The sequence below is a fragment of the Tenacibaculum skagerrakense genome (assembly GCF_004345825.1).
In the GTDB taxonomy this organism is placed as follows: domain Bacteria; phylum Bacteroidota; class Bacteroidia; order Flavobacteriales; family Flavobacteriaceae; genus Polaribacter; species Polaribacter skagerrakensis.
This window is the reverse complement of record NZ_SLXM01000008.1, coordinates 152,690-171,958: the sequence shown is the minus strand read 5'-3', so window position 1 is coordinate 171,958 and position 19,269 is coordinate 152,690. Positions and strand designations below refer to the sequence as shown.

The window sequence follows — 19,269 nt, the reverse complement described above, 5'->3', positions numbered from 1 at the left end:
ACCGTATAAGGTAATGTAGAGTATGTAATTAAATAATTAAAAGTATATGAGACAACTTAAAATTACGAAACAGGTAACCAACAGAGAAACTGCCTCACTTGATAAATATTTACAAGAAATTGGAAAAGTAGATTTGATTACTGCCGATGAAGAAGTAGAGTTAGCGCAGCGTATTAAAGCTGGTGACCAAAGAGCTTTGGAAAAATTAACTAAGGCTAACTTACGTTTCGTAGTATCGGTTGCTAAGCAATACCAAAATCAAGGATTAACTTTACCTGACTTAATTAATGAAGGTAACCTTGGACTTATTAAAGCTGCTAAACGTTTTGATGAAACACGTGGATTTAAATTTATTTCTTATGCAGTATGGTGGATTCGTCAATCTATTTTACAAGCTTTAGCTGAACAGTCTCGTATTGTACGTTTACCGTTAAATAAAATTGGTTCTATTAACAAAATCAATAAAATGTATGCCTTTTTAGAGCAAGAAAATGAGCGCCCTCCAAGCGCTGAAGAAATTGCTAAAAAGTTAGACATGACTGTAAGTGATGTTAAAGAATCAATGAAAAATTCTGGTCGCCATGTATCTATGGATGCACCATTAATTGAAGGAGAAGATTCTAATTTATATGATGTATTAAATTCTGGGGAATCTCCAAATCCAGATAGAACTTTATTACACGAATCTTTAAGAATTGAAATTAACAGAGCTTTAGAAACATTAACTCCTCGTGAAGCTGATGTTGTAAGATTGTATTTCGGTTTAGGAGAGCATCAACCAATGACATTAGAAGAAATTGGTGAAACTTTTGATTTAACAAGAGAAAGAGTTCGTCAGATTAAAGAAAAAGCGATTCGTAGATTAAAACACACTTCTAGAAGTAAAATTTTAATGACTTATTTAGGTTAATAAGCTTTTAATAATATCATTAAAAACTCTCAATACTTTTTATTGAGAGTTTTTTTTATGTTGTATTTTTACCGCATAAACACAACACACATATAATGAATAAACTTATTGCTCCTTCAGTTTTAGCAGCTGATTTTGGAAACCTACAGCGAGATGTAGAAATGGTAAACAATAGTGATGCTGACTGGTTTCATATTGATATTATGGACGGAGTTTTTGTTCCTAACATTTCTTTTGGAATGCCAGTTTTAAAAGCTATTTCATCTCATGCTAAAAAAACTATAGATGTTCACTTAATGATTGTTGATCCGGACAGATACATAAAAACGTTTGCAGATTTAGGTGCTGACATTCTTACTGTACACTATGAAGCGTGTACTCATTTACACAGAACTGTTCAAGCTATAAAAGCTGTAGGCATGAAAGCTGGAGTTGCATTAAATCCACATACACCTATTTCCGTTTTAGAGGACATTATAAGCGACTTGGATTTAGTATGTATAATGAGTGTAAATCCAGGGTTTGGCGGACAATCATTTATTGAAAATACCTATAAAAAAGTTACCCAACTTAAACACTTAATTAACGACACTAATTCAAAAACTTTAATTGAAATCGACGGAGGTGTTACTAGCAAAAATGCTAAACAACTAACCGAGGCTGGAGCAGATGTTTTAGTTGCAGGTAGTTTTGTTTTTAAGAGCGAAAATCCAACTAAGACAATTGCTGATTTAAAATCGCTTTGTAATTAAGCATTCTTTCTATTTTAAAGTATAACTCAGGAAATTTTTGTTTTAGCTCTACTGGTGTTTCAAAAAAATGCTCCATAATAACTGAAAGAAATTCTAAGGCATTTGTATTAGCGTAGTCTCTGAAGTAATTAGATTCTATAATTGCAGATGAATTTACAGGGTTTTTCATAAATTTAATTATCTCAAGAAAAACCCTGTAAAATATTTTAGCACTTTTATCTTTAGACTTTTTTCCATGAAAGGTTAACGCGTGAGTAAACTCATGTATTCCTAAATTTAGATTGTCATTGGTTATTATTTCTCCTAAGAGAAAATCTTCCCATGAAAACACTACTAGCTTTAATCCAGGATTAAACTCCCCTTTATGATATTGTTGTGTGATTGCCGAATAATAAGAAGATGGATAAACAATTATTTTATTAAATGTTGAAGAAGTAAACTTCCTCATACCAAAAGTGAGCTTAACATATGAAGAAGCGATTAGCACTTTTGCTTCTGGTGTAAGTTTAAACCCATCTCTTTCAATAAAATCATAATTCCTTATAAATTTCACTAAACGATGCTCGAAATAACTCTGATACTTAGGCGTGAGCTTTCTGTAAAATGAAACATCTTGTAAAAAATCTTTCTTGTGCTTTGGTAATTTCTTTTTAATAAAGTACAGATGTACAAAAATGGGCTTGTTAAAAACAGAAACATACAAAGACTCTAGAGTATTAATAACAAAAGTAAGTCCGCTAACACTATAAACAACTAACTTAAAATAGAAATAAGACTTCATTTTATAACTTAGTCTTAGTACTTTAAAATTGTAGGGCTCAACTCTTTTGCCATGGGAAAACCTTTATCATAGCTAGCTCTAAAATCAACACCAGCAGCTTTTTTATTATTCAATCTTAAATAACATAACCCTCTATTATACTCTGGTTTACCATTAGTAATTTTACCTGAGCTAATAATTATGTTTAGTTTTTCAATAGCCTCTTTATATCTTTTTAATTTAATATCAGTTAAAGCTAAACTCAGACGAATCTCTTCATTATCGGTATCTAACTCTAAACCTATATTATAAAGATTGTAAGCTTCTGGATATTTTTTGTTGTTAAATAAATTACTTGCTTTATTCAATATATTTTGTAATCTTATACGTTCTTGTATGAGACTATCCGAGCTGGCTAGGACTTCTTTTCCTGAATTATTATTTATTATTTTTAATTCTTTAATTCTTTTACTTTCAGGTAGTGCTAATTTTGCCGAATCAATTAATTCATTAGCTCTTTTTAAATCTTTTGGGTATTTTAAATAGAAATTAATTTTATCAATCCAAGCATTTTCATTTTCTGGCAAATAACTTTGATGACGAGAAATTACATCAAATAAAGCTACTGTGTCATTTTGCGATTTGTAATAATTTTTTAAAATCCTATATTGGTTTATTAAACCTGGCCTTTTATCAAAAACCTTTTTAGCATAATAAATTGAACTATCTTGGTTTTTAAATAATTCATTAGATCTAAATATTAACGATTTAAAAGCATAATGTTCAAGTGAATAAGGCGACTCTTTTATTGCTAAATCTAAATGACCCATGGTTTGCACATATTTCCCTTCGCTGTACGCCAAAACAGCTTTAGCATAATCAATAGGTTGCCCCATAAAATTAAGCTTAGGAAATGATGGATATAGCGCATTCATTTGGTCATAACTCACTTTATATTTATCCTTTAAGATATTCTTCCCTCTGATATTATTTCGAACTATCGCTTGATATTTACCCGAAGTAAAAATTAAATAATTTCCGTATACTAAAACTAGAGTTAATCCTGCTAAACCTATTTTTATATAATGATGTAATTTTACTGTTTTGGATGTTCTTTTAGGAATCGAAATACTTAGCGCTATTAACAAAAAACCCATTATTTGAACTGGGGTTCGCTCAGAAGGGAAATTCATTAGTGAATCAAGACTATAAGCCAAAAATGCAGCAATACAAACCAAAGCTATAATTCTATTATCATAATTCTCATCAGTAAAGAAACTAGACAACAAAACATAATATACAACACCAAAAAGCCCGATGAAAATTAAAAAACCAAAAATTCCAAACTCAGATAATACCTGTAAGAAATCATTATGTGCTCTCCTTGGATAAAATTGATTTTCTCCTTTTCTTGCCCATACTAGCTTCTCTTTATCAATTACTTTCCAATTTCCAATTCCTACTCCAACTATTGGACTTGTCATAAAACCATCTAAAGCAGCCTCCCAAAACTTATCTCTACCACTATCACTAGCTAACGATCTTATGTTTATATCTTCTTTGTATAAATCTTTTTTAAATTTGGTAAAAACCAGATTTTCAAAGCTATTAAGTTTTCCTTTATGAATTTTATTTATTGATAGTGAGCTTATAAAAGCCAATACGAAAATTATAAGTAAAGGAGTTAAAAAAGTCTTAGACATTTGTAAAAGACTTTCTTTTTTGCTTAAAAATAATTTACCAAATATTAATATTGAAAATAGTATTGGAAGACTATAAATAGCTGTTCTAGCACCAATAATAAGAATACTAAATACTGAAAAATAAATTACCACTAAACTAAAAATAGTATGTATGTTTTTTTTAGATGTAAATAAAATATAAAAAGTAAATGTCGTTTTAATTATTAAACTTGCTGCTAAAATATTCCTGTTTCCGTAAGTGGGATTTAAACCAATAAATAAATCTTCACTTCTTGGTTCGTTGCCGTTTAAAATTGCAAAATGATAAATAACTTGTAGCGATTCTATTGCTAAAAAAAACATTAACGTATATACGATGAATGGAAATAACTCTATTAATTTATCTTTTAGGATAAAATAAAAATTATAAAAGGCTATTAAAGTATTTATTAGAATACAGGTAAATACTATACTTTCTGAAACAGAAATTGATTTAATAAATGATAAAAGAGCGAAGAAAATAAACACTAAAGCCCCTATAAAAAAGCATTTAGCTATTGTGTTGTTAAAACTTATATCTATTGAATTCTCATACAAAAACAAATAACAAATAACAACAAAATTTAGTATTGATATATAATACCATTGAGTAATTGCTACATCTAATGTATTCATATGAGGCACAAAGCCAACAGCTAAGTAAAGTAAAAGCAATATTTTATCTAATAGTAAAAACCGTTCATTTTTTACACCTTTTTTTAAATTTGGTTTAGGTGTTTTAGGTATTGGTTTTTTTGAATTTTTATGAAATGTCTTTTTTCCCATGTTGCATTTATTGTGACCCAGAGAGGACTCGAACCTCTAACCGTCAGAGCCGAAATCTGATATTCTATCCAATTGAACTACTGGGCCAGTACTGTTTTATACTAATTCTTGTTTGACAATAGTCGAAATAGTTTTTCCATCTGCTTGCCCTGCCAGTTTCTTAGATACAATTCCCATAACTTTTCCCATATCCTTCATTCCTTCTGCGTTAATATCTTTAATGACATCTCTAACTACACTGATAATTTCATCTTCGCTTAATGCTGCAGGTAAAAATTGTTCTAAAACTTTAGCCTCAGCTAATTCTGGATCAGCTAAATCTTGTCTGTTTTGCTCTAAATATACTTGAGCGCTGTCTTTTCTTTGCTTTACTTGCTTTTGAATTATTTTTAATTCTTGTTCTGGAGTTAACTCTCCAGCGCCCACTTCTGTTTTAGCTAGTAAAAAAGCAGATTTCAATGCTCTTAATGCAGCTAACCCAATAGTATCTTTAGCTTTCATAGCTTCTTTCATCTTCTCTGTAATATCTTTCTGTACACTCATTTCTTATTTCTTTATGTTTCAAATATAATACATATAAAAAAATCCTGATTTCTCAGGATTTAGATTTTTAATTCTTAGAATACTAATCTACATTATCATGTAAAAAAGAATTATTAGACTTTAGAGGAAACTCATCAGAATTTGTTTCTAAAGGAGTCTTTGATTCGCTTATTTTAGTATTTACATCTAGATCAACACCTAAACGCTTATACGCAGGTTGGCGCTCAATATCATCTATATTTTTATTTACTTGATCTGAAAACTTATAATTAAAGCCTTTCATTTTTTCTCTTCGTTCTTTCGCTCTCTTTTGTAACTCAGTAATCGTTAAGCTTAAAGGAGAAGCTTCTTCTCCATTGAAGTTTTCATCTCCATCATCATTAGGAACTTTTGTTCTCACTTCGAACTTAAGAGCCTCTTCTTCCTCTTGCTTACTTTCTACAGATGGCGTTGAACTCTTACCAATGGTTGGCTGAATATCAAAATCTTCCAAAACATATCTTTTTTCATATGCTGGCTTTACTTCTTCAGCAAATACCTGAATATTCTTGATTGCTTCTGTAGTTTTGATTAATTGATTTTCATTAACCTCTGTAGGTTTAATTTCTTCATAAGAATTCAACGGAAGATCAAACAAAAGATTCTGTTGAATAGCAGGAATCTCCTCTACCTCTTCTTTTAATTCTTGCTTCTTAGTTACATTCGTAATTACAAATTCCGTCTCTGGTACAGCTACAAAATGGTTATAAGTAACTTCTTCATAAGTCACTTCAATATTTTTAATAGCTTCAGTCGTTTTAATTAAATCAGATTTAGGCAGCACCACATCTTTCTCTTCAGTTACATCTAATACATGTACAACTTTTTCTTCTGGTCTATTGATTGAAATAGACTCTTCTAATGTTGGAGATTTAACTACAGTCTTTTTATCAAACTCATACGTTGCCTTTTGATCATCTTCTAATGTGTGAACAATTTTCTTTGTTTCAACATTATTTATAGTTTGTTGTTGATCTTGCGCAAATCCTGTTGCAACAACAGTAACAGATATTCCTTCTTCTAGAGCCTCGTCTTCACCAATACCCATAATGATATTTGCATCATAGCCAGCTTCAGTTTGAATGTAATCGTTAATCTCTCCGATTTCATCAAGAGTTACCTCATTTGATCCAGAAACAATTAGCAATAATACATTCTTAGCTCCTGTAATTTTATTATCATTTAACAACGGAGAGTCTAATGCTTTGATAATTGCATTTTTAGCACGATTATCCCCAGATTCTCTTGCAGAACCCATAATAGCAGTTCCACTATTAGCTAATACTGTTTTAGCATCGTGTAAGTCGATATTTTGTTTATAGTGATGCGTTATTACTTCTGCAATACCTTTGGCCGCTGTTGCTAATACCTCATCAGCTTTAGAAAATCCAGACTTAAATCCTAAATTCCCATATACTTCACGCAGTTTATTATTATTGATAACAATTAAAGAGTCTACATTTTTACGCAGTTCATCAATTCCTTGTTGCGCTTGTTTTGAACGCATTCTTCCTTCAAACTGAAATGGCATTGTAACAATTCCCACAGTTAGAATGTCCATATCTTTAGCAATTTTTGCAATAATAGGCGCAGCTCCAGTTCCTGTTCCACCTCCCATTCCGGCAGTAATAAATACCATTTTTGTATGTGCATTTAACATTTGCTGTATTTCTTGAATACTTTCAGCAGCTGCTTGTGCACCTACATCTGGATTAGCTCCAGCTCCTAAACCAGAAGTTAAGTGTGCTCCTAATTGAATTTTATTAGGAATTGGACTGTTTTCTAATGCTTGTGAATCGGTGTTACAAATTACGAAATCAACTCCGTGAATTTGTTTGCTATACATGTAATTTACTGCATTGCTACCTCCACCTCCAACACCAATTACTTTAATTGTATTTGATTGTGTTTTTGGCATATCAAACGAAATGTTATCAAATTCTGCGCTCATAATAACTCTTCTTTTTGTTTAAACTCTTTATCTCTTAATTAATTTTTTATTCTGCGTTATCAAGAAATTCTTTAAATCGTTCTGTAAACTTGTCTAAAAACGACTTTCCTCTCTTAATAGTTTGTTGCTTTTGTTTTTCTTCAACTACTTCATCAACTTCTTCATTAGAAAATTGATTAGCATTAACTTCTGGTTCTTGAACGGTTATAGGTTCCTCTTCTTCCAACGGAGATTGTTTTTCTAAACCTTCCATTAGTAATCCAACTGCAGTAGCATAGGAAGGACTAGATAACACTTCGTCACTATCACCTGCAAGGTGTTCATTAGGATATCCAATACGAGTATCCATTCCTGTTATATACTCAACTAACTGTCGTAAATGTTTTAACTGAGAACCACCACCAGTCAAAACAATTCCAGCTATTAACTTTCCTTTTTGTGTTTCGTGACCGTAATTTTTTATTTCTAAATACACATGCTCTATAATCTCTTGTACTCTTGCATGAATTATTTTAGAAAGATTTTTTAAGGTTATTTCTTTTGGTTCTCTTCCTCGTAATCCTGGAATAGAAACAATTTCAGTTTCTTTATTTTCACCAGGCCAAGCAGAACCAAATTTTATTTTTAGAAGCTCAGCTTGCTTTTCAATAATTGAACAACCTTCTTTAATATCTTCAGTAATTACATTTCCTCCAAAAGGAATTACCGCAGTATGACGTATGATTCCATCTTTAAAAATTGCTAAATCAGTTGTTCCACCTCCTATATCTATTAGCGCTACTCCAGCTTCTTTTTCTTCCTGACTTAAAACAGCAGAAGAAGATGCCAAAGGTTCTAAAGTAATATCTGCTAAATTTAAACCTGCACTCTTCACACATCTACCAATATTTCGAATAGAAGAAACCTGACCAACTACCACATGGAAATTAGCTTCTAACCTTCCTCCATACATTCCAATTGGCTCCTTTATATCTGGTTGGCTATCTACTTTAAATTCTTGTGGTAACACATGAATAATTTCTTCACCAGGCAACATTACCAATTTGTGTACTTGATTTACCAAGTTTTCGATATCTGTATGCTCAATAACCTCATCTGCATTCACTCTTGTGATATAATCACTATGATGTAAACTTCTAATATGCTGACCAGCAATACCTACTACAACTTCATTAATTCTTTGTCCAGAAACACTTTCGGCTTCATCTACAGCTTGCTGAATGGATTGAATTGTTTGTGTAATGTTATTAACAACACCACGTTTTACTCCCAAGCTTTTAGCTTTTCCAATACCAAGTACTTCAATCTTACCATATTCATTCTTGCGACCAATCATGGCAACAATCTTGGTAGTTCCAATATCTAAACCAACTGCAATTTTATTGTTTTCCATCTTGATTTTGTTTTGTACACACCACTTGGTTGTGATATTTTACATTTATTATTTTATACTGGTTAATCGATTTATCTTTTAACGATTTATTGTAAAAAGCTTTTAACTTTTTAAATTTTAAATTAACATCTTCATACTTTCCAAAGTGAATTTTATAATCTCCACTTCGAACATCTAAAACATACTCGTTCACCTTCGATTTTCTTATACCAGTTATTTCTTTTTTAAGAAAATCGTCTTGAGAAATAAAAACAATTAACCCTGTTATTTCGTTAATAGCTGAGGATATATTTTCTCCTAATACCAATGGTACTCTAGCAGAAAAGTTTTCAGACAAAGGAATTTTAAATCCTTCATCGTCTATATAATACATTTCCTCACCAGAAATGATTCTGGCAATAGGTTCTTTTTGTGAAATATGAGTTTTTATTAATCCCCCTGGTGTTATAAATACCTTAGCCTCATCAACATAAGGATTTGCCAACACTTGTTCCTCTAGATGGTGTAAATCTATGATTCTTTTTGGTTGGTTTTTAACCGTAACCTGACTTTGTATTAACAATTTATTAACCGCCTCATGCGTTAAAAACGAATTGTCTCCTTCTTCAAATTTAATTTCTATAGAATGTACTTTCCTATTTAAATTTCTTTTCTTGGTAAACCCGTATAAAAACGACAAAACCAGCAATAAGCAAACAAATGTTGGATATATAACTATTTTTCTATTCATCACTTTTCACACGATTTAATAGTTCTTCCTTAACCTCTTCTAATAACAAACCTATATCACCTGCTCCTAGCATTAACACAATTGTTGCATCTGAATTTGCAACAAAATCTTTCATTTCTTGTTTCGACAATACATATTTATATTGATTATCTATTTTTTCCAACAACCACTTTGACGTTACACCTTCAATTGGCAATTCTCTTGCAGGATAAACATCTAATAAAACAACCTCATCAAACTTTGACAACTCAGCTGCAAATTCATCTATAAAATCTCTTGTTCTTGAAAATAAATGTGGTTGAAATACTGCCAATACTTTTTGATTAGGATACATTTCTCTAACTGCTGAATGCACCACCTTAATTTCTGTTGGATGATGTGCATAATCATCAATAAGCACTAAACCTTCTTGTTTTAACTTATATGAAAAACGTCTTTGTACTCCTGCAAAAGTCTTAAGCTGTTTTTTAATAATCCCTAATGAAACTCCATACAAATGAGCCATTGCTAGCGCTGCTAAAGCATTCATTATATTATGTCTTCCTGGTAAACCAAACTCAATATCATTAATTTGGCCATTAGGAGTTACAACATCAAAAAGGTACGTTCCGTCTCCAACTCGTAAGTTACAAGCCATGTAATCAGCTTCCTCATCAATCGCATAAGTGATTCCTTCTAGATTAAGACCTTTAGCAACCACCAATTTATCTGTCACTTTATTTGAAAACTCTTGAAAAGAAGCTACTAAAGAATCATGCGCTCCATAGATATCTAGATGATCAGCATCCATAGAAGTAACACAAGCTATATTAGGAGATAATTGCAAAAACGAACGATCATATTCATCAGCCTCAACAACCGAAATTTCATCTTTCCCTAGGATTAGATTAGAATTATAATTTTCTGAAATTCCACCTAAAAAAGCAGTAGCATTTACTGGCTGCATTATATGTCCTAAAATTGAGGAAGTAGTTGTTTTTCCATGTGTTCCAGCTACCGCTAAGCAAAAAGTATTTTCGGTAATTTTACCTAACACTTCTGCTCTTTTATAAACATGAAACTCATTATCTAAAAAGTATTGTAACTCGCTATGTCCTTTTGGTATCGCTGGAGTATAAACTACTAATGTTGACTCTTTTTCAAAAAAGTCCTTAGAAATTAACGCTAAATTATCTTCAAAATGAATACTCATCCCCATCCTTACCAGCTCATCAGTAATAGGCGAAGGAGTTTTATCATAACCTGCTACATTTTTCTTATTACTAGAAAAATATCTGGCTAAGGCACTCATACCAATACCTCCTATACCAATAAAATACACGTTATGTATGTTGTTTAAATTCACTTTTTGATTAATTTCTCTATTTCGTTTACAATATCAGATGTTGCATTTGGCAATGCTAACTCTTTAATATTTTCACTTAAACTTTCTTGTTTTCCTTTATCTTTCAATAACGTTTCAAAAACTACAGGAAACGTATTTAATTCGTTTTCTTTTAACATCAACGCTCCATGCTTATCAACAATTGCTTTTGCATTTTTGGTTTGATGATCTTCCGCAACATTTGGCGACGGAATAAATATTGTTGGCTTACCTACTATGCATAATTCAGAAACTGAACTAGCTCCTGATCTTGAAATAACAAAATCAGCAGCAGCATACGCCAAATCCATTCGGTTTAAGAACTGGAAAACCTGTATATTATTTTCTTTATCGTACTCTTTAAATTCTTCATAATACAACTTACCACATTGCCATATAAGTTGAACATCTTGTTTTTTAAAGAATCCTAATTCCAATTCAATTAATTGATTTATTCTTCTAGCACCTAAACTCCCTCCAATAACCAATACAGTTTTTTTCTTCTTGTCTAACTTAAAAAAAGCTTGTGCTTCTTCTCTTTTAGAGTGAACTAATAATAAATCTTGACGAACCGGATTCCCTGTTTTTATAATTTTATCCTTCGGAAAAAACCTTTCTAAATTATCATAAGCCACACAAATCTTAGTTGCTTTTTTACTTAGTAATTTATTGGTTATTCCTGGAAAGGAATTTTGTTCTTGTACTAAGGTTGGTATTCTTTTTCTATTCGCTATCATTAACGTTGGACCACTAGCAAATCCACCTGTTCCTATTACTACATCAGGCTTAAACTTATTAATGATTCCAATAGCTTTCCACAAACTACTGATGAGTTTTAAAGGAAATAATAAATTTTTAAGCGTCAGTTTTCTTTGAATACCCGAAATCCATAATCCCTTTATTTCATAACCAGCCTGTGGTACTTTTTCCATCTCCATTTTATCTTTAGCACCAACAAACAAAATTCTAGCTTCAGGATATCGAAGTTTAATCTCATTAGCAATAGCTATTGCAGGATAAATATGACCTCCTGTTCCACCACCACTTATAACAACACTTAACGATTTTTCCATTTGATTGTATTTATATGGTTTCATGTAAAATATCCAACGGATTATCATCTAAAATAGATTCTTCAGTTTCATTCTTAGATGCACTAACACTTAATATCATACCCAAAGCAAAACATGTCATCCAAATAGAAGTACCTCCACTACTAATTAATGGTAATGTTTGTCCAGTTACAGGGAATAAATTAACAGCAACAGCCATGTTAATAATAGCCTGAAAAACAATTGGCAATCCTACTCCAATAACCAACAAAGTCGCAAAAATAGTTGTCGCCTTTTTAGCTGAAATTACTATTCTGAACAACAATAAAAAATAAATAAACAACACAAATAAAGCTCCAACTAAACCATACTCTTCAACTATAATTGCATAAATAAAATCCGAAGAAGATTGTGGTAAAAAGTTTTTCTGAACACTTTTCCCCGGACCTTTTCCAGTTACACCTCCAGTTGCTATTGCTATTTTTGCTTTCTCTACTTGATAGTTTTCAGCACTTTCTCCAGAGAAAAAGCCCGAAATTCTACTTTCCCAAGTTTGAATTCTGTTAGGCATTAAATCTGGAAAAGCTTTTGCTACTAGAATAAACAATCCTAAAGCTACGATACCTATACCTAAAATATTTGCTATATACTTCATTGGGTATCCTCCAATAAATGACAACAATACAATCATGAAAAATATGATTGCAGTGGTTGAAAAGTTAGCAGGAAGAATAAGCATTAGTATAATTCCAACAGGCAACCATAACTGAATTAAACTCTCTCTAAAAACTATTTGCTTTTCTTTATTCTTCGCTAAGTATCTTGCTACATAAACCAACAACACTAAACCTGCCAATGTTGATGTTTGAAAACCTACTCCCACAAAAGGAATACGAATCCATCTACTTGCATTAGCTCCTCCAATAGTATTTCCTTGCGCTATAGTTACGATTAATAACAATATTACTATTGGCAACATTAACACGGAACCTCCACTGAAATATCGATAAGGAATTTTATGAACACCATATAAAATTCCGAATCCCATAATTAATAACGCTATATGCTTTACTAAATGACCTGTTGTTGAACCATTTCCAACAACATATACCAAATTAGTACTTGCGCTATAAACTGGCATGAAAGACAATATTGCCAACATGGCTACAATTGCCCATATTGCCCTATCTCCTTTTATATGTTTAAAAATTGTTTTCAATCTTAAGCCTATAAACCTCTTACTGCTTCTTTAAATTGACGACCTCTATCTTCGTAATTTTCAAATAAATCGAAACTTGCACATGCTGGCGAAAGCAACACTACATCGTTCTTAACAGCTAATTTGTGAGATACTTTTACAGCTTCTTCAGCACCAGCTGTTTCTACAATAATATCTACAACGTTTTGAAAAGTATCGATGATTTTTTGATTGTCTAATCCTAAACAAACAATCGCTTTTACCTTCTCTCTTACCAATGGTAACAAATCATTATAATCGTTTCCTTTATCTACACCACCAACAATCCACACTGTTGGGTTATCCATACATTCTAAAGCATAAAATGTTGCATTTACATTAGTTGCTTTACTATCGTTGATATAAGACACTCCTTCTACCTTCAACACCTTTTCTAAACGATGCTCCGCTCCTTCAAAGCTTGACATACTTTCGGTAATAGCTGAATTTCTTACTTGCAATAATTTAGAAGCAAGCATTGAAGCCATTGCATTCTTTGTATTGTGCTTTCCTTTAATTGTTAAATAGGATGTGTTCATTATATACTCTTCTTCGTTTAATCTAATTATTATGTTATTGTCTTTTAAAAAAGCTCCATATTCTAATTCTTTATTCATTGAAAATGGAACCAACGTTGACGCAACAGGATGATTTTGTAACCAATCTGTGATTACTTTATCATCTGCATCGTATATTAAAAAATCATCTTTTGTTTGATTTTTTGCTATTCTAAATTTTGAAGCGATGTACTTACTAAAATCGTAATCATATCTATCAAGATGATCAGGAGTTATGTTCGTAATCATTGCTATGTGAGAATTAAAATCCTCGACACCATCGAGCTGAAAACTACTTAGCTCTAAAACATAATTTTCAAAACTTTTTTCAGCTACTTGTTTAGCAAAGCTATCTCCAATATTTCCTCCTATTCCAACATCTAAACCTCCATTTTTCAATAAATGATAGGTTAATAATGTGGTAGTTGTTTTACCATTCGAACCTGTAATTCCAACAATAGTTGCATCGGTATATTTTCCTGCAAACTCAATTTCAGATATTACTGGAATATCCTTGTGTTTTAAATCTTGAATCAACTTAACTTTATCAGGTATACCTGGACTTTTCATTACCAAATCTGCCTCAAAAATTTTATCCTGAGAATGTTGTTTCTCTTCAAAATCTATAGCATGATGTAAAAGAACTTTTTTATACTTTTCACTAATTTCACTTAGATCAGAAACAAATACATGATACCCTTGTTTCTTCCCTAAAACAGCAGTTCCAACACCGCTTTCTCCTCCACCTAGTACTACTAACTTTTTCATTATCTCAACTTCAGCGTAACAATTGTAAATACCGCAAGTAAAATTCCAACAATCCAAAAACGAGTTACTATTTTACTTTCGTGATAGTTTAATTTTTGATAATGGTGATGTAAAGGAGCCATTTTAAAAATCCTTCTTCCTTCACCAAATTTCTTCTTGGTATACTTAAAATATCCTACCTGTAAAATCACAGATAAATTTTCAATCACAAATATTCCAGCTAGCAAAGGCAGTAGTAATTCCTTTCTTGTTGCAATTGCTATTACAGCGATAATTCCTCCAATAGTTAAACTACCCGTATCTCCCATAAAAACTTGAGCTGGATAGGTATTATACCATAAGAAACCTATTAAAGCTCCTGCAAATGCAAGTACAAACACTGTCATTTCTCCAGAATTTGGGATATACATTACATCTAGATAATCTGCAAATACAATATTTCCAGAAACCCATGCAAACAAAGCCAATACAATAACTATAATGGCGGATGAACCTGCTGCCAACCCATCTATTCCATCGGTTAAATTTGCTCCGTTTGAAACTCCTGTTACAATAAAAATTACAATAGGAATAAAAATTAACCAGGCATATTTTTGATATCCATCTCCTAGAAAACTCAATGCTTTAGCATAATCTAATTCGTTATTCTTAAAGAAAGGAACTGTTGTTTTAGTAGACTTATGCGCTTCTCCAAATACTTTCTTCTTACCATTTTCTTGAACAATCTGTTGATCGACTGGTAATTGTTCTTTAATTGTTACAGACGGACTGAAATACAACATTGCACCAACTATTACACCTAATCCAACTTGACCAATAACTTTAAAGATTCCTTTTAATCCTGCTTTATCCTTTTTGAATACTTTTATATAATCATCGGTAAAACCAATTAATCCCATCCAAACTGTAGTAATCAGAAGAATTATCACATATATATTTTCAAGCTTTGCTAATAAAAGCGCCGGAATTAAGGTTGCAAAAATTATGATTACACCTCCCATTGTAGGTGTTCCAGCTTTTTGCATCTGTCCTTCTAAACCAAGATCACGAATAGTTTCACCAACTTGTAGTCTACTTAAATAATTAATAACTCGTTTTCCGAAGATTGTTGACAATAACAGCGACAATATAAAAGCCGCAGAAGAGCGAAACGTAATAAACTGAAACACACTTGCCCCAGTTAAATTGAATTCACTCTCTAAATACTCAAATAAATAATACAACATCCTCTAAAACTTATTAATTAAAACACATTTTTATTTCCTCTAAATCATCAAAGTGACGTCTTTCTCCATTCACTTCTTGATAATTTTCATGTCCCTTTCCAGCGATTAAAATTATATCACCAGGCGACGCTAATTTGTACGCTGTTTTTATCGCCTGTTTTCTATCTACAATTGATATCGTTTTCTTATAATTCTCTGGAGAAACACCTTTCTCCATTTCATTTATTATAGCCTGCGGATCTTCAGTTCTTGGATTATCTGAAGTAAAAATTGCTTGATTACTCAACTGAGAAGCAATGTGAGCCATTTTAGGTCTTTTTGTTTTATCTCTATCTCCTCCACAACCTACAACGGTAATTACATTTTCATTTCCAGTTCTTATATCGTTAATAGTTTCTAAAACATTCTTTAAAGCATCTGGTGTATGTGCGTAATCTACAATAGCCGTAACATTTGTCTCAGAAACGATATACTGAAATCTCCCACTAACACTATTCAACTCACTAATACCTTTAAGCACTTCTAGCTTTTCAACCTCCATTAAATCGGCTACTCCATATATTGCTAAAAGATTGTAAGCATTAAAAGTGCCTATCAACTTGCTCCAAACTTCTGTCCCATTTATTGTTATCAACGAACCAGAAAAACTTTTCTCTAAAATCTTTGCCTTAAAATCACCTAAAGTTTTTAGTGCGTAGGTATATTTCTTTGTCTTTGTATTCTGGATCATTACAGGTCCGTTCTTATCATCAATATTTGTCAGTGCAAACGCATCTTTAGGCAATTGATCGAAAAAACGTTTTTTAACATCTCTATATTCCGCGAAAGAAGCATGATAATCTAAATGATCGTGTGATAAATTTGTAAAAACACCACCTGCAAAATTTAATCCTAACGTTCTATTTTGATGAATTCCATGAGAACTCACCTCCATAAAACAATACTCAACTCCTTCAGCTACCATTTTTGCTAAATACTTATTTATTGTAAGCGAATCAGGGGTGGTATGGGTTGCTTTAAACTCGCGTTTATTCACCATAATTTTAACAGTAGACAGCAACCCAACTCTTCTCCCTAAGTTCATAAACAACTCATACAACAATGTTGTAACCGTTGTTTTTCCATTGGTACCTGTAACACCAACTAGTTTTATTTTTTTAGAAGGATTATCATAATAATTTGAAGACATTATCGCTAATGCTTCACTTGAATCTAAAACCTCTACATAAGTAATACCTGTTCTTCTCTTTTCAGGAACAGTCTCACAAACTATCGCAAGAACACCTTTATCAAGAGCTTTCTCTATGAAATCATGCCCGTCAACCTGAACCCCTTTTAATGCCACAAAAACATCATTCGTAGAAACTTCTCTACTATCGAAGTGCATTTTATTCACGTCTATGTTTGTATCACCAAAAACCGCGTTTACTGGCACTCTATACAATATGTCTCTTAAAACCTTCACTTACGATAATTTTAAATAAACAGTTGTTCCTTTTTTTACTTTTTCACCTCTTTCTACAGATTGCTCCGTTACTTTTCCAGATCCTGAAAAACGAACTTTCAACCCCATATTTTCTAGTAAAGAAATCGCATCCATAGCACTCATCCCTACAACTGTAGGCATGATGGTTTTATACTTACTTAATACTTCATAGTATTTGTTATAATCTTTATTAACCGCCTTACTTACTACCGAATCGGTAACCATTTGAACACTCGACGGATTAGAGGTGTAAATTTTATGTGCAATTTCCTTAAACACTGGCGCAGCTACTTTAGCTCCGTAATATCCTTTTAACACACTTGGCTCGTGAATTACCACAATGCAAGAATATTTAGGCTTCTTAACTGGAAAAAAACCTGCAAAAGAAGCTACATACTTTTGATTTGAATAATAACCTCCTTCATACTCACCATCTTTATTCTTGGTTCTAGGAATCCATTTTTTTGCGGTTCCTGTTTTTCCTGCCATAGAAAAGTTAGGAGAGTAAATTTCTTTTGCAGTTCCTTTTTTAACTACATTCTCCATTATTTGCACTACTTTATCAATAGTAGTTTGCGAAGCAATTCTTTCACTCATTACTTCTTTATCAAACTTTTTAACTGTTTTACCAGCAACTCTAAGTTCTTTAACAAAACGTGGCTTAATCAATTCCCCATCATTAGCTACGGCATTATAAAACATTAAGGTTTGTAACGGTGTTAGAGACACACCATACCCCCAAGCCATCCACTCAAGACTTATAGAACTCCAACTTTTATCTTTTGTAGAAGGGATGTATGGTTTTCCTTCTCCAACTATATTTACACCGGTTTGCTTATCTAAACCAAACTGCTTTATTCTTTTTAAAAACTTTTCTGGATTATTGTCATAGTGTTTCTGAATTGCTTTCACAATTCCCACGTTAGAAGAAACTTCAAAAACTCTTGCTAGGGAAATTTTACCGTAACCATCTTTATCACTATCCTCAACTTTTCTGTTATTAATAAAAATCTTTCCTTTTTCAGTATCAACAATGGTAGAAGTATCTACTACTTTATCTTCCAACCCTGCCATTAAACTAGCTAACTTAAATGTTGAGCCAGGTTCATGACTTTCCCAAACAGCATAATTTCTCTTTTCATAATATCTTCCGTTAGAAGTTCTTCCTAAGTTTGATATGGCTTTAATTTCTCCTGTTGCAGTTTCCATCACTACCGCACAACCATGGTCTGCTTCATAATATTCCATTTGCTTTAACAAGGCATGATGTGTAATATCTTGTATATTTACATCTATGGTTGTAATAACATCTTTACCATCTTCTGGCTCTTGCTCATTCAAATCATTTATAGGCTTCCATTGTCCTTTTGCTATTTTTTGCTTTAATCGCCAACCATTTTTCCCTAACATAAACTCAGAGAAAGCACCTTCAATTCCCGCTCCTCCTCTGTGATCGTTGTACCCGATAGTTCTTTCAGCTATTTTACCTATTGGATGCTCTCTTACCGTTCTTTGCTCAGCAATAAAACCTCCTCTAAAAACTCCCAAGTTGAAAATTGGAAAGCTTTTCATCTTCATATAGTCATTATAACCTAAGTTTCGCGCTATTAACAAATACCTGTTTTTAGTCTTTTTTGCATCTCGCAATTTTCTCTCATAATAACTTGGTGTTCTTCCAAGCATTTTTGAAAGCTCTTTAGTTAAACCTGCTATATTATCTTCAAAAACTCTATCATTTACAGACATTACATCCATACGAATGGTGTAATTAGATATTGATGTAGCTAGCAAATTACCATCAGCTGCATATACATTACCTTTATTTGCAAATACTGTATCATTTTTATAATTTACTTCTTGCGCAAGCTTTTTATACTTATCTCCTTTGATATACTGAAGTTCAAAAACTTTAACACCAATTACAACCAGAAAAAGCGACATAAAAGCCGCTACTAAATAAAATTTGTTTAATATGTTTTTTCTAATGGTTGACAA

The 19,269-nt window shown here is 32.0% G+C and carries 15 protein-coding genes and 1 tRNA gene; 2 read left to right on the top strand and 14 right to left on the bottom strand.

Annotated elements, in window-relative coordinates:
* Positions 1–46 precede the first annotated feature (46 nt).
* Positions 47–910, top strand: a complete 864-nt coding sequence (locus EV195_RS13500) for a sigma-70 family RNA polymerase sigma factor (RefSeq protein WP_132795493.1) — start codon at positions 47–49, stop codon at positions 908–910.
* Positions 911–1,002: 92 nt separating this feature from the next.
* Complete coding sequence (rpe, locus tag EV195_RS13495) at positions 1,003–1,662, top strand: ribulose-phosphate 3-epimerase (RefSeq protein ID WP_132795492.1); 660 nt, start codon at positions 1,003–1,005, stop codon at positions 1,660–1,662.
* Here the strand turns inward: rpe and EV195_RS13490 are convergent.
* The 14 genes from EV195_RS13490 to EV195_RS13425 form a co-directional block, all read right to left on the bottom strand.
* Positions 1,625–2,443 carry a zinc-dependent peptidase gene (locus tag EV195_RS13490; RefSeq protein WP_132795491.1) on the bottom strand — a complete coding sequence of 273 codons (819 nt, stop codon included), beginning with the start codon at positions 2,441–2,443 and terminating at the stop codon, positions 1,625–1,627. The two genes, rpe and EV195_RS13490, sit on opposite strands and share 38 nt — an antisense overlap.
* A 14-nt stretch (positions 2,444–2,457) precedes the next feature.
* Complete coding sequence (locus EV195_RS13485; RefSeq protein WP_132795490.1) at positions 2,458–4,929, bottom strand: O-antigen ligase family protein; 2,472 nt, start codon at positions 4,927–4,929, stop codon at positions 2,458–2,460.
* 13 nt (positions 4,930–4,942) lie between these two features.
* Positions 4,943–5,016: transfer RNA gene (locus tag EV195_RS13480), tRNA-Arg, on the bottom strand.
* Positions 5,017–5,025: 9 nt separating this feature from the next.
* A complete protein-coding gene (locus EV195_RS13475; RefSeq protein ID WP_132795489.1) occupies positions 5,026–5,472 on the bottom strand; it encodes a GatB/YqeY domain-containing protein in 447 nt (148 codons plus the stop codon).
* Between the two features lie 82 nt (positions 5,473–5,554).
* Positions 5,555–7,462, bottom strand: a complete 1,908-nt coding sequence (gene ftsZ, locus EV195_RS13470; protein WP_132795488.1) for a cell division protein FtsZ — start codon at positions 7,460–7,462, stop codon at positions 5,555–5,557.
* A gap of 46 nt (positions 7,463–7,508) precedes the next feature.
* Entirely contained in the window at positions 7,509–8,855 is a 1,347-nt protein-coding gene (ftsA, locus tag EV195_RS13465) for a cell division protein FtsA (protein WP_132795487.1), read from the bottom strand.
* The gene (locus EV195_RS13460; protein WP_243693126.1) at positions 8,842–9,585 is read right to left on the bottom strand and encodes a cell division protein FtsQ/DivIB; all 744 of its coding nucleotides are present in this window, start codon (positions 9,583–9,585) and stop codon (positions 8,842–8,844) included. Before EV195_RS13460 ends, ftsA begins: the two co-directional genes overlap by 14 nt.
* Positions 9,578–10,930, bottom strand: a complete 1,353-nt coding sequence (murC, locus tag EV195_RS13455; RefSeq protein ID WP_132795485.1) for a UDP-N-acetylmuramate--L-alanine ligase — start codon at positions 10,928–10,930, stop codon at positions 9,578–9,580. The genes EV195_RS13460 and murC overlap by 8 nt, the downstream gene beginning before the upstream one ends.
* Complete coding sequence (gene murG / locus EV195_RS13450) at positions 10,927–12,021, bottom strand: undecaprenyldiphospho-muramoylpentapeptide beta-N-acetylglucosaminyltransferase (protein WP_132795484.1); 1,095 nt, start codon at positions 12,019–12,021, stop codon at positions 10,927–10,929. Before murG ends, murC begins: the two co-directional genes overlap by 4 nt.
* Positions 12,022–12,031: 10 nt before the next feature.
* Positions 12,032–13,219 (bottom strand): FtsW/RodA/SpoVE family cell cycle protein, encoded by a 1,188-nt coding sequence (locus EV195_RS13445; protein ID WP_132795483.1) that lies wholly within the window; start codon positions 13,217–13,219, stop codon positions 12,032–12,034.
* Positions 13,220–13,227: 8 nt separating this feature from the next.
* Entirely contained in the window at positions 13,228–14,562 is a 1,335-nt protein-coding gene (murD, locus tag EV195_RS13440; RefSeq protein WP_132795482.1) for a UDP-N-acetylmuramoyl-L-alanine--D-glutamate ligase, read from the bottom strand.
* A complete protein-coding gene (gene mraY / locus EV195_RS13435; RefSeq protein WP_132795481.1) occupies positions 14,562–15,788 on the bottom strand; it encodes a phospho-N-acetylmuramoyl-pentapeptide-transferase in 1,227 nt (408 codons plus the stop codon). Before mraY ends, murD begins: the two co-directional genes overlap by 1 nt.
* A gap of 13 nt (positions 15,789–15,801) precedes the next feature.
* Positions 15,802–17,253, bottom strand: a complete 1,452-nt coding sequence (locus EV195_RS13430; RefSeq protein WP_132795480.1) for a UDP-N-acetylmuramoyl-L-alanyl-D-glutamate--2,6-diaminopimelate ligase — start codon at positions 17,251–17,253, stop codon at positions 15,802–15,804.
* Entirely contained in the window at positions 17,254–19,215 is a 1,962-nt protein-coding gene (locus EV195_RS13425; protein WP_132795479.1) for a penicillin-binding protein, read from the bottom strand. It abuts the gene before it with no gap.
* Positions 19,216–19,269: the final 54 nt, after the last annotated feature.